At 49.7% G+C, this 11,645-nt stretch carries 11 protein-coding genes; 9 read left to right on the top strand and 2 right to left on the bottom strand.

The window, feature by feature from the left end; translation table 11 throughout:
- Positions 1 to 18: 18 nt before the first annotated feature.
- Positions 19 to 558 carry a spore protease YyaC gene (yyaC, locus tag A8709_RS12845; RefSeq protein WP_065852793.1) on the top strand — a complete coding sequence of 180 codons (540 nt, stop codon included), beginning with the start codon at positions 19 to 21 and terminating at the stop codon, positions 556 to 558.
- Positions 559 to 629: 71 nt separating this feature from the next.
- Positions 630 to 2,585: an ABC transporter ATP-binding protein gene (locus tag A8709_RS12840; protein ID WP_065852792.1), complete on the top strand. Its 1,956-nt coding sequence runs from the start codon at positions 630 to 632 to the stop codon at positions 2,583 to 2,585.
- 981 nt (positions 2,586 to 3,566) lie between these two features.
- Here A8709_RS12840 and A8709_RS12835 read toward each other — a convergent pair.
- Positions 3,567 to 4,175, bottom strand: coding sequence for a CcdC protein domain-containing protein (locus A8709_RS12835; protein WP_065852791.1), 609 nt, complete (start codon positions 4,173 to 4,175; stop codon positions 3,567 to 3,569).
- 162 nt (positions 4,176 to 4,337) lie between these two features.
- Here A8709_RS12835 and A8709_RS12830 point away from each other — a divergent pair, with 162 nt between their 5' ends.
- The 4 genes from A8709_RS12830 to A8709_RS12815 all read left to right on the top strand — a co-directional run bounded on the left by A8709_RS12830 (position 4,338) and on the right by A8709_RS12815 (position 6,380).
- The gene (locus A8709_RS12830) at positions 4,338 to 4,634 is read left to right on the top strand and encodes a hypothetical protein (protein WP_065852790.1); all 297 of its coding nucleotides are present in this window, start codon (positions 4,338 to 4,340) and stop codon (positions 4,632 to 4,634) included.
- Positions 4,628 to 5,263 (top strand): HAD-IA family hydrolase, encoded by a 636-nt coding sequence (locus A8709_RS12825; protein ID WP_065852789.1) that lies wholly within the window; start codon positions 4,628 to 4,630, stop codon positions 5,261 to 5,263. Before A8709_RS12830 ends, A8709_RS12825 begins: the two co-directional genes overlap by 7 nt.
- Positions 5,264 to 5,472: 209 nt before the next feature.
- On the top strand, positions 5,473 to 5,946 hold the full coding sequence (lspA, locus tag A8709_RS12820; protein ID WP_065852788.1) for a signal peptidase II: 474 nt from the start codon (positions 5,473 to 5,475) through the stop codon (positions 5,944 to 5,946).
- 92 nt (positions 5,947 to 6,038) lie between these two features.
- Entirely contained in the window at positions 6,039 to 6,380 is a 342-nt protein-coding gene (locus A8709_RS12815) for a hypothetical protein (protein ID WP_065852787.1), read from the top strand.
- 91 nt (positions 6,381 to 6,471) lie between these two features.
- On the opposite strand, the gene A8709_RS12810 is transcribed toward A8709_RS12815, so the two are convergent.
- The gene (locus A8709_RS12810; RefSeq protein WP_065852786.1) at positions 6,472 to 8,622 is read right to left on the bottom strand and encodes a DNA topoisomerase III; all 2,151 of its coding nucleotides are present in this window, start codon (positions 8,620 to 8,622) and stop codon (positions 6,472 to 6,474) included.
- 179 nt (positions 8,623 to 8,801) lie between these two features.
- Between A8709_RS12810 and A8709_RS12805 the strand changes: the two genes are divergently transcribed.
- The 3 genes from A8709_RS12805 to A8709_RS12795 all read left to right on the top strand — a co-directional run bounded on the left by A8709_RS12805 (position 8,802) and on the right by A8709_RS12795 (position 11,549).
- Positions 8,802 to 10,427: a sensor domain-containing diguanylate cyclase gene (locus tag A8709_RS12805; protein ID WP_065852785.1), complete on the top strand. Its 1,626-nt coding sequence runs from the start codon at positions 8,802 to 8,804 to the stop codon at positions 10,425 to 10,427.
- Between the two features lie 21 nt (positions 10,428 to 10,448).
- Positions 10,449 to 11,132 carry an NAD(P)H-binding protein gene (locus tag A8709_RS12800; RefSeq protein ID WP_065852784.1) on the top strand — a complete coding sequence of 228 codons (684 nt, stop codon included), beginning with the start codon at positions 10,449 to 10,451 and terminating at the stop codon, positions 11,130 to 11,132.
- A gap of 123 nt (positions 11,133 to 11,255) precedes the next feature.
- Positions 11,256 to 11,549 carry a Dabb family protein gene (locus A8709_RS12795; RefSeq protein WP_065852783.1) on the top strand — a complete coding sequence of 98 codons (294 nt, stop codon included), beginning with the start codon at positions 11,256 to 11,258 and terminating at the stop codon, positions 11,547 to 11,549.
- Positions 11,550 to 11,645 lie beyond the last annotated feature (96 nt).

The raw sequence follows: 11,645 nt of genomic DNA, 5'->3' as shown, positions 1-11,645 counted from the left end.
CCTGAAGGGGAGGCCATGATGGAGGAAGAACGGATTGAACACTTGGAGCAATTTTGGAAAAAGATGAATGGTGAGCATTTGGCTCTGTCCCTTAAAAAGATTGCGATACAGTCGGAACTTAGCCCGAGCAAGGTGACTTTTGTCTGTATTGGCACAGATAGATCGACGGGAGATTCCTTGGGCCCAATGGTGGGCAGTAAGCTTGCGGAGCTCGGCTATCCGTCTGTGATTGGCACTTTAAAAGCACCGTGTGATGCAAGTAATTTAGTCATGCGTCTGGAGGAAATTCCTCAGGGCACGATGGTTATCGCGATTGATGCTTGTTTGGGACAAAAATTAAGTGTAGGTATGTACCAACTATCGAATCAGCCTTTGGCTCCAGGGAAATCCGTCGGAAAAGTGCTACCGCCGATTGGCGACTATACCATTGCGGCGATCGTGAATGCCGATGGGCCAAGACAGTATAATATTTTGCAAACGACTTCGTTATATTATGTGCTAAACATGGCTGATGAGGTGACGAAAGCTATTAGCTATGGAATTCCTGTACAAGTATAACCATGTGTGATGAGAAGGATCGGAGTGATTAGTGAGTGATAGGAGCAGGTGGACCAGGCGGGCCTGGAGGGATGGGACGGCTTTCCGATCGGAATCGGCCCAAGGCGAAGCTGAAGGATGTATCGGTACGAAGGATTTTGCAATTGTTCAAAAGGTATTGGGCACAAATTATTGTGATTATTGGCTTGGCGCTGCTTGCGGCAGTGATTGGGCTTATCCCGCCTCTGGTCATGAAAGAAATCATTGATACGGCGATTCCGCAGGGGCGTGTCAAACTGTTGTCGGTTATGGCGCTGATGATGATCTTGCTTCCTGTGTTGAGCGGTATGCTCGGCGTGTGGCAGAACCATCTTAATACCAAAGTAACCCAAGGGGTTATTCGGGATTTGGGGCAGTCGTTGTTCCATAATTTGCAGCGGCAATCGATGGCGTTCTTCACTGACGCACGTTCCGGAGAAATTGTGCAGCGGATTACGGGCGATGTGCAGTCTGTACAAAGTGTAGTTACGTCGATCGTCGTATCTTCCATCACGCAGATCGTGATTGTGTTCACAACCATCGGTATTTTATTCGCGCTGGATTGGAAGCTGGCGATTATTTCTGTGCTGATTTTGCCGCTTTTCGTGCTACCTGTCAAAAGGGTATCCAAGATGCGGAAAGAACTTCGGGTTGAAACGCAAAAAGTACGTTCGGATATCACCTCACAGCTCAATGAGAATTTCGGTATATCGGGCGCGCTATTGACGCGGATTTTCGGCCGAGAGAAACAGCAAGAGCAAGCTTTTACGACGATGAATCAAAAGGTCATGGATCTCGAGCTGCGGCTCAATCTGGTTGGCCGTTGGTTCGGGATGGCCACAAGTACATTAGGGCCGCTTGGCACGGCGATTATTTATATCTACGGCGGATACTCCGTCATACAAGGCCATATGACATTAGGCTCGATCGTCGCGTTTACGGCGTATTTGGGTAGGTTGTATATGCCGGTTGGTACACTGCTCAACCTGCAGGTAGAGGTGGCGACAGCGCTGGGCGTGTTCCAGCGAATTTTTGAGTATCAGGACATGGTGCCTGATGTCATGGATGCCGAGGATGCGTTCGAGCTCGGACCGGTAAAGGGACGTGTGGCGTATAAGGGAGTTTCTTTTGCTTATAAGCCGGATAAAGGTGGGGAGAGAGGGAAGGTTGGGAAGCCGGCAGAGCGAGGGACGGCTGGAGAGCTGGCAGAGCGCGGGAAGGCTGGGGAACTGGTAGAGCGAGGGAAGGCTGGAGAGCTGGCAGAGCGAGGGAAGGCTGGGGAGCTGGAAGAGCGAGGGAAGGCTGTTCAGTATGCGCTGCGCGACATCACTTTCGAGGCGCAACCGGGTGAAATGGTTGCGCTCGTTGGGCCTAGCGGCGCCGGGAAGTCGACGCTGATTGGGATGATCGCTCGACTGTACGATCCGACAGCAGGTAGTATTGAGGTCGACGGCGTGAACGTTCGTGCCGTCGAATTGGCGTCACTGCGCGCGCAGATCGCGTACGTGACGCAGGAGTCGTTTCTGTTCCACGCGACGATTGGCGACAACTTGCGCTTTGCGCGGGAGGACGCTACGCGTGAGGAGATGGAGGCCGCTTGCCGGCAGGCTTACATCCACGATTTCATCATGTCGTTACCCGAAGGGTACGACACGATGGTTGGTGAGCGTGGACACCGGCTCTCCGGTGGCGAGCGCCAGCGGATCGCGATTGCTCGTGCGATCCTGAAGCGCCCGCGCATCCTCATTCTCGATGAGGCGACGTCGCACTTGGACTCGGAATCCGAGTCCTATGTGCAGGCGGCGCTCGAGAAGCTGATGCAAGGGCGCACGACGCTTGTGATCGCGCACCGGCTCTCCACGGTGCTAGCCGCCGATCACATTCTGGTGATCGAAGCGGGCAGCGTCGTGGAGCGAGGCACGCACAGCGAGCTGCTTGCGAAGGAAGGGCTGTACGCACGGCTGTACAGCACGCAGTTCGCGAAAGCTGCCGAGGAGGCAGCGAAGTAGGGGGCGGTGGCGAGGTTGTAACGCCCAAAAAGGGCGCTATAGCCTAGCCGCGTCGACTGGCATGGCCGAGAAAGCCTATCGTAAGGCCCGCAAAGGGCCTTACAGTAGAACTGGCCAGCCGAACGCGCCGCGTAACGCCCAAAAAGGGCGTTACAGCGCAGACGCATCGGTTCGCTGGGCGAAAAAGCCTGTCGTAAGGCCCGGAAAGGGCCTTACAGTAGAACTTGCCCGCGTTACGCGCCGCGTAACGTCCAAAAGGGGCGCTACAGTGCAGCCGCGTCGGCACGCTGGGCCGGAATAACCTACCGTAAGGCCCCAAAAGGGCCCTACAGCAGAACTGACCCGCCGAACACGCCGCGTAACACCCAAAAGGGCGCTTACAGTGCAGCTGTGTCGGCACGTTGGACCGGAAAGCCCACCGTAAGGCCCGAAGGCCTTACAGTAGAACTTGCCCGTGTTACAGCCAACCGTCGGTACGCTTTGCTGAATCTTACTATTGCACACATAAAAAGGGATGCTCCCAAGGTCATCTGACCAATGGGAGCATCCCTTTTCCTTGAATGTAACTGAACATGAGCAGCTCCACCTCAAGTCCTCGCCTTGAAACACGAAACTTCCTACAAACCACCACCGCAAATCACGCGCCCCATTGGATAAATACACCAGATTGCCCTTAAAAGTAGCTAAAAATTAGATTTCATTGGACAAATCCACTCCGGAGTAGAAAGAGTGGCCTTTTTCAGCCATTATTCGGATAATTCACTGGAGAAATCCAATGGATTGCTCTTTTTCCGCCAAAATTGGGAGTTTACACTGGACATTTCCAGTAGAATCGGGATAATGTCCGTGGGTTGCAGGGTTGCAGGGTTGCAGGGTTGCAGGGTTGCAGGGTTGCAGGGTTGCAGGTTTTAACGAGTACACTATTTCAGCAATTCAGCATTACTCAAGATCAGTCCAATTCATCGGCGTACACAAATCCCGCTAGTCCAGAATCCGAACACCCGCTTGTGATGGATGAGCTCCCGTCCCTGTTCCACTGTTTCCAGCACCAGCACCACCAACGGAGCCATCTGTCGGAGCAGTAGCATCCAATTTAGCACCTTCCCGCAGCAAATATCCGAAAAATAACACATAGTACGACACGATGATGAAGAAGACGCCTGCGGTGACGGGATCTTTGGAGAATTGTGAGAAATCAGCAGGATTGATTTGGGTGGTTGACCCTGTGGAAATGGCAATCGAGGCGTAGCGGTAAGCGATACGGCCAAGGAATAGAATAAGCACGGTGACTTCGACCCAGAGGTGTGTCCGATAGTACCAGCCATCACTTCGATGCTCGAAGCGGGTATGGCGAATTGCGGTGAGACCTAGGAAGGTACCGCCAGCAAGGCCGATTAAATACCCAATGAAATGAATGGGATGCACAAAGCCAAGGAGGAAGATGATGACACCGAGGATACTGAACAGCGACAGACGAAAGGTGAGGCGGCCACGGGAAAGCTTTTGAAAGCCAATGGAGCGCTTGGTTCGTCGATAGATAATAAAGCCAATGATGAGAACCGGAATCACATAATGCATCGCGTCTTGCATGGGGGGAATCCTCCAAATCACATAGTCTTTCCTTATTGTAGCAAATTTGGACGGTGCATCGTGCGAAATGTTATTCCGTTTACAAAATTGTGTCATACACTTAATAGTAGTGCGATAAACTTACTATTACACACTCTAAGTGCCGCAAGGAGTTGACGGTAAATGGCTCTGATTACTCATGTTAATGTAGCTAACGCAGTAAATGAAATTTACTGTTGTCTTCGTAATAAAATTGTGAAGCTAGACGCGCAGCAGAAGGAGCAGTTTTGCAAAGGTTGTAAAATGTTCGCAGGTAGTGCGGCGGGCTACGAGCGAAGTGTGTCCTGTGTGTGGGAGGATTTACGGACGGTGAATAATCCGCATGTGGTCCTAGATCCAGCCCAAGAGTTTATTCATAACCAAATTCGCCAAGTGCCGCCCGAGGGTCCGGCCTTATTTGTATATACACCAAGATGGTAAAGCACATTCTGTTTGATTTTGATGGGACACTCGTCGATTCAAGAGCACTGCTGGTTAAGCTTTACAATGAAATGGCTGTCCAGCATCGGTTTCGTCCTATTCGTGAGCAAGACCTGATGTCGCTGCGCTCCATGTCAATCTCTGAACGTGTAGACCGGTTAGGCGTACCTGTGCTTCAAATTCCTAAGCTTATGGTCGCAGGGCGACAGCTGTATCATGAGAATATCCGAACGGTGCAGATCGTACCTGGCATGAAAGAGATCATTGCGAAGCTTTCCTCACAAGGGTTGAAGAGTTCAATACTTTCTTCCAATTCAGAGGCAAACATCCGTCTATTTTTGAGGAAAAATAAGCTGGAGAGCGCGTTTAAGGAGATCATATCGGCGAAGCATATCTTCGGAAAGCACCACTCGATTCGCAAAGTGATGAAGCAATGGGGAACATCGCCTACACGGATGATTTATGTGGGGGATGAATTGCGGGATATTGAATCTTGCAAAAAATTGGGCGTACCCATCATCGCCGTGACGTGGGGGTATGATTCTCCACAGCTGTTAAGCAGCGGCCACCCGGACTATCTCGTTCATACACCAGGAGAATTATACCGGACGTTAATGAGTTTAAGTTGAGGTTACGGTTTAGCCTGATGTAGCCGAGGTCGATTTCATTGGATTGTGATTATGTAAAAAGGAAGAAGAGCCGCCACAGGACATGGACTGAGGTGGCTTTTTGGCATGCGCGAAGACGGTGAGCGCAGAATTAGCAGTTAGGTACGATTTTCAAGTAAAATAGAAAAGTAAAGCGAGAAGTCAGAATCACGATAGGAGAGAGATGAACGATGTTATTTTATTCGATTATTTTTGTGATAACGGCTGTTGATCAGATGTCTAAGTATTGGATACGCAATGTGCTCAAGGTTGGGGAATCCATGCCCTTTTATAAAGATTTCATTTCATTTACGTATTATCAAAATAGTGGGGCAGCCGGCAGCTCGTTGCAAGGATGGGCTCCTTTATTAGGCTTGCTAGCGGTTCTGATTGTAGCCGGAATCTGGTGGTACCGTAGAAAAGGCGGCCTGCAAGGCACCATGAAGGAAATTGCAGCAGCGCTGCTTGTCGGTGGAGCGATTGGGAACGGAATTGAGCGGCTGCTCTTCGGGAAGGTCACGGATTTCATCGTCATTCACTCGGGGAATGGGGTTATGAATCTAGCGGACATGGCCATTAATTTAGGTGTTGTGCTGTATGTGGTGGACATGCTGCTGTCACAGAGAGTAAATTGGAAGAGAAAAGGAAGAAAAGTACAAATTTAGGGACGAAAGTCCTTCTTTTTCTCTAAATACTAGATCTAAAGAACTATTTATGATATCCTTCAAGTAGGCAAATGCAAGTGGAGGGATGTCATATGAAGGCGGATCGACAAGCACTTGTTGATGAGTTTTTTGCGATGATTCGAAAGCTGAACCGAACAGGTTCAGATATTATGTATGTCAGGGATTTTTTCTGGCGATCGTCAGAAACGAGAGGCTTTGTTACGCCTACAGTTGAGTTTTTGACCGTTCTCAAAACGTATAACGCGGTTCTTTTTCATGAATTTCGTAAATCGCTTGTTCCCAACACCAGTATGCATATCCTAGCGAATGTTCATATGGAAGCGGGAGACGCACTGATTAGTTTAGGCATTACGAACTTGGAAGAACTCGAGTTAGCCGTAAAAGGCAGAATTTTAACGAAAAGTACCACTTAATTGTTACCAGTATGCGAATAACATGAGCATGTAAATGTTGATTATAGTGTACAAAAGCCCAAGCGATGAAGCGTCGCTTGGGCTTTATGAGTTATTCTTCCTTCTTTTGCTGCAAAGCAGCAAGCAGCTTGTCTGCGAGTGAGTTACCCAGCTGAGCTTGATCGGAGAACTTCTCGATCAGTTGTCGGTTGGCTTTGGCATTCGCTTTGCGACCACCGCCGGTAGACTCCCCATCGATTTTCTCTACGACATTGCACGGACGGCATTGGAAATACTTGCCGGCTTTACCCGTGTGGAGTTCCATTTTTTTATGACAATGCGGACACCGATGGTTCGTTAATTGACCGTCGGCTTCCCGTTTATAGGAGCACTCGCGACTTGAGCACACAAGGTAACGGCCGCGTTTGCCTTTCACTTCTTGCAGCAGCTCACCGCAATCCGGGCATTTACTGCCGGTTAAATTATGAGGTTTATACGCAGCGGAGCTTCGTTTCACCTCATCAACCAGCTCCGCTGCTTTCTTGCGAATGCCGCTAAGGAAAGCTTCCATGCTGCCTTTCCCTTTGGAAATTCGCTCAAGTTCCTGCTCCCAGCGAGCAGTTAGTTCTGGTGAGCGAAGCTCCTCGGAGGCGAGTTCAATAAGCTGAGTGCCCTTGCCGGTAGGCATCAGCAAAGAGCCTTGACGCTCGATGGTGTCGGAGGACACGAGCTTCTCGATAATATCGGCGCGCGTTGCAGGTGTGCCTAGGCCGAATTTTTCCATTTGTGAGAGCAAGGAAGCTTCGTTATGCCGAGAAGGCGGCTTCGTCTGACGGCCGATTTGTCTGATGTTGCGTGCAGTTACGGCTTCTTTCTCCGAAGCTTTTGGCAGTAATTGAGCTGACGAATCATCCTCGGAATCAGCTTCGTCTCGGTCCGGATCTGTGAAGTCCGTCGCACCGTATACCTCTTTCCAGCCCGCCTGTTTCACAACTTTGCCAGAAGCATAGAGCTTCTCTCCGGCGATTTCGATCGTCAGCTTCGTTTCATCATACCGGCAAGGCCCGCTGAACAACGCGAGGAACCTGCGGAGGATAAGGTCATACAGGCGGCGTTCATCCGCACTTAACGTGGCGAGTGAGATCGCTTCTCCTGTCGGGATAATCGCATGATGATCGCTTACTTTGCTGTCATCAACAATCCGTTTCGTGATGGTCAGCGGCTTGCGAATAAACGGTGCAGCCAGCGCTGCATAAGGGCCGATTGCTGCGCCTTTTAATCGTCCGAGCAGGGTCGGAACCATATCGGAGGTCAAGTAGCGCGAGTCTGTTCGCGGATACGTCACGAGCTTATACTGCTCATACAACCGCTGCAGCACGTTCGATGTCTGTTTGGCAGAGAAGCCGAATTTGCGATTCGCATCGCGCTGCAGCTCGGTCAAATCATAAGCGAGCGGATGCGGGATCTGCTTCTCGGTTTGCTGCACCTGCACGATGCGGCCGCTCTGGCCGTGCAGCTTGGCTTTTAAGGCATCGGCACGCTCGCGATCAAAGATGCGCGAGTCGCCGGTTTTCGGGTCCCGCCATTGGGCGCGAAAGGACCCGAGCTCGGCTTCGATCAACCAGTAGTCGACGGACCGGAAATCCCGGATTTCCGCCTCACGGTTGATCATCATAGCCAGCGTGGGCGTCTGCACACGCCCAGCGGACAAGGACGCGCCGAACTTGCTGGTCAGCGCGCGCGTCACATTGAGGCCGATGAGCCAATCGGCCTCGGAACGGCAGACGGCTGCCTGATACAGCCGGTTGTAGTCCGTGCCGGGCTTCAGCTGCGCGAAGCCCTCGCGAATCGCCTGATCCGTCTGCGACGAGATCCAAAGCCGTTTGAACGGCTTCTTCCAGCGGATCAGCTCCATAATCCAGCGCGCGACGAGTTCGCCTTCGCGCCCCGCATCCGTCGCAATGACCAGTTCTGCAAGGTCACCCCGCCGGCTGAGATGCTCGATCGCACGGTATTGCTGCGACGTTTCTTTCATAACTTTGAGCTTCATTTTGCTCGGAATAATAGGTAGGTCTTCAAGGTTCCACGTCTTATATTTCGGATCATAATCATCGGGCTCAGCGAGTGTGACGAGATGGCCAAGCGCCCAAGTGACGACATATTTGGCACCTTCGTAATGGTGTTTTTGCTTCTGATTACAGCCGAGCACACGTGCGATTTCCTTGGCGACACTTGGTTTTTCAGTTAGTACGAGAATTTTCATCGGGATCATAACCTCTTTTCTACTTAGGAAATAGCATAAGCCAAAGAGCCCATCTTTACAAACCTATCAAGATATAGGAATATTCAAACGCTTATGACGAAATAAAGCGGATTCTGTCTATTTTAGTCCGAATATAAGGTATAATAGTGATAAATCGAATGAAAAGGGGGGAAACCTTGATGGGGCGCATGCTTTCTCTTTTTTCCAATCATACCATTAAAATGAGACTTCAACTCTGGATCAGTGCCAGTATCGTGATCCTTGCGTTCTCTATCATTGTTCCTTTTTATTCTATAGAGAAGAAAAATCGGCTAGATGAAGCCAGCGTTCAATTGAAACAAGTGATTGCTTTGCAAAGTTTATATATCGAGCGGTGGAATCAAGAGAAACTGGATGCGATTAAACGATTTACGCTTTCCGATAATGCGAAGTTTCATCATATTGGTGATTTAAAACGAGAATTTCAAGATTATGCGCAAGTGAATTCGGAATTCGCATCCATTATGTTCGTGGAGCCCGACGGTTATATTCGATCCGACACGGATCCTAAGAAACAGATGTATGTAGGGGATCGGCAGTATTACATCCGGGGGAAGGACAAGAAAAGCTTCATCTCTGGTGTCATTGTGACAAAGGAATCAGGGATACCGATTATTACATTCTCCGCACCTGTTCTAGGCGATCATAATGACTTCAAAGGTGTGGTGGTGGGGATTGTCACACTTGAGATGTTGAATAAACTAATCTCACGGCTAAGTTTTGGCGATTCAGGTGAAGTCTATGTCCTGGATGGGCAAGGGAATATTGTAACTGCCTCTAATCATTCCGGGGTGAATGGCATCACACAGCAGGTTACTTCAGAAATTTATCATCGTGCCATCACCAACAGTACTGTTCGAACCGCATATACAGGATTCCGGGGCGAGCGTGTTTATGGAGAGTATCAATGGTCTCAGGAGAAAGCTTGGCTTGTCGTTGGTGAAATTACGCAGAAAGAAGTATTTCATAAGCTGAATGCCTTAGGCATAACTATCATTATTATTTCATTGATAGCGCTTCTACTCAGTATTGTCGCTGCGATTATGATTGCTTCGAAGATTGAGAGGCCCATACGGTATTTATTGCGAGCCACCAAGGTTATCCAAAAAGGGAATTATGATTATCAAATCAATGCTGACAAAATTAGAACAGCTCCGGCTGAACTCAAACAATTAGTTACCACGTTTAATTTGATGTCGGATCGCTTGAAATCGAACATATCCTTGTTGGAGTACTCGGCATGGATGGATCAGTTAACCGAGATGCATAACCGTCGTTATATGATGCTGAAAGGAAATGCGCAATTACAGCATTGTATCGCCTCCGGCCATACGTGCTCGGTCATGATGATGGATATTGATTATTTCAAGAAAATTAATGATACGTACGGTCATTTAGTCGGTGATGGCGTGCTCCACCATGTCGCGGGTATTCTGAAACGGTATGAAGGCCCGGATGTGATCGCTGCTCGATATGGCGGGGAGGAGTTCATCGTGCTGCTTCTGCGCCAAGATGCGCAAGAAACGGCTGCGTTAGCGGCGGAATTGCGAGAGCTGTTAATGGCAGAGCCCTACAGGAATGAACAGATTACTGTTAAAATTACGGCAAGCATGGGGATCGCGGAATATGCACATACGCTGGAATATGGGACCATGGTGCTGGAAGACATGGTTTCTCGCGCGGATCATGCCCTCTATCGGGCGAAATCCGGCGGTAGAAACCGTGTTGAGATTGATCGCAGAGGGATAGATGAGGATCATGTGTAAAATAGGAGCTGGAGGCGTGCTATGAAGGGACAAACAGCAATTGTTGCAGGCGGAACAGGTCTTGTCGGAAGAGAATTAATCAAGCAGCTTGCAGCAGATTCAGATTATGATCGCGTGATTGCGCTTGTTCGTAAGAAAACGAGCGGTGAAAATCTGGGTGGGCAGGGGAAAGTCGAACAACGGGTTATCGATTTCAATAAGCTGGGAGATGCACTCAAGGCATCTGAAATCGCGCATGCACATGTTTTTTGCACCTTAGGCACGACAATCAAAAAGGCTGGTTCCCAGCAACAATTTCGTAGAGTAGACCTCGATTATCCCTTACAGCTAGCTGAATTAGCAAGCAAGGGACAGGCCGATGCTTTCGCGATCGTGACCGCGATGGGCGCGGACCGCAATTCTGCCTTTTTCTACAACAAGGTCAAAGGTGAGGTAGAGGATCGGCTGCGGAAGCTGCGGCTGCGTGCCGTATACTTGCTTAGACCTTCGCTGATCCTAGGTGATCGAGACGAGCGTCGTCTAGGGGAGAAGCTGGGTATCCTATTGTCTCGAGCGATTACCCCGCTTATGGTGGGCCGTCTGCGGACGTATCGTCCGATTCATGAGAGCACGATAGCGACGGGGCTAATTCGTTCAGCGAAGTCGGGTCAAACAGGAGTGAAGGTGCTAGCTTCGGATCGAATTGCAGCTTTGGCTGGCAAGTAACGGTAGCCGAGCTTAGCCCGAGGGTATCGGAAGTTATGAATTGCTTCGATCGCCATTTTGTCATAAGATTAGGGACGTTGATTATTTATTCCCTTAACGAAAATAGAAAGAAGGTACACACCCATGATCGATCATATCGTCCTTGTTAAATTTGGTGAAACGACTACGCAGGAGCAGCTTCAAGAGGTCGTTGACCGCTTTAAAGCGCTTCGCGCTCATCTTACAGGTATCGTGGATATTCAAGCGGGCATTAACTTTTCTGAGAAAAATCAAGGTTTCCAAGTTGTATTATCTGTACGATTCGAGGATCGCACAGCGCTGGCTGCTTACGGCCCTAACCCAGAGCATCAAGCGGTTGCTGCCTACATTCGCGAGGTTGGCCGAGTGGACAGCTTGATCGTGGATATTGAGATTTAGGGTTTTGGTTTCAATGTGTGAAACTTCTGGTTGGGGACGAGCAGCATCAGGAGTTCGAGCTGGAAGCTGATGTACTAGCAGTAGCAAGAGTGAAAC

Source organism: Paenibacillus pectinilyticus (genome assembly GCF_001700435.1).
Taxonomy (GTDB): Bacteria; Bacillota; Bacilli; order Paenibacillales; family NBRC-103111; genus Paenibacillus_E; species Paenibacillus_E pectinilyticus.
Note: the sequence above shows the minus strand (reverse complement) of the source record. Positions and strands in the feature narration are given on the sequence as shown.

Bases quoted from the DNA above. Each gene is read 5' to 3' on its own strand.
- A8709_RS12810 (WP_065852786.1), bottom strand. From the start codon at position 8,622: ATGAAAATTCTCGTACTAACTGAAAAACCAAGTGTCGCCAAGGAAATC.
- A8709_RS12840 (WP_065852792.1), top strand. From the start codon at position 630: ATGGGACGGCTTTCCGATCGGAATCGGCCCAAGGCGAAGCTGAAGGAT.
- A8709_RS12795 (WP_065852783.1), top strand. From the start codon at position 11,256: ATGATCGATCATATCGTCCTTGTTAAATTTGGTGAAACGACTACGCAG.
- A8709_RS12805 (WP_065852785.1), top strand. From the start codon at position 8,802: ATGGGGCGCATGCTTTCTCTTTTTTCCAATCATACCATTAAAATGAGA.
- A8709_RS12815 (WP_065852787.1), top strand. From the start codon at position 6,039: ATGAAGGCGGATCGACAAGCACTTGTTGATGAGTTTTTTGCGATGATT.
- yyaC (WP_065852793.1), top strand. From the start codon at position 19: ATGGAGGAAGAACGGATTGAACACTTGGAGCAATTTTGGAAAAAGATG.
- A8709_RS12800 (WP_065852784.1), top strand. From the start codon at position 10,449: ATGAAGGGACAAACAGCAATTGTTGCAGGCGGAACAGGTCTTGTCGGA.
- A8709_RS12830 (WP_065852790.1), top strand. From the start codon at position 4,338: ATGGCTCTGATTACTCATGTTAATGTAGCTAACGCAGTAAATGAAATT.
- A8709_RS12825 (WP_065852789.1), top strand. From the start codon at position 4,628: ATGGTAAAGCACATTCTGTTTGATTTTGATGGGACACTCGTCGATTCA.
- A8709_RS12835 (WP_065852791.1), bottom strand. From the start codon at position 4,175: ATGCAAGACGCGATGCATTATGTGATTCCGGTTCTCATCATTGGCTTT.
- lspA (WP_065852788.1), top strand. From the start codon at position 5,473: ATGTTATTTTATTCGATTATTTTTGTGATAACGGCTGTTGATCAGATG.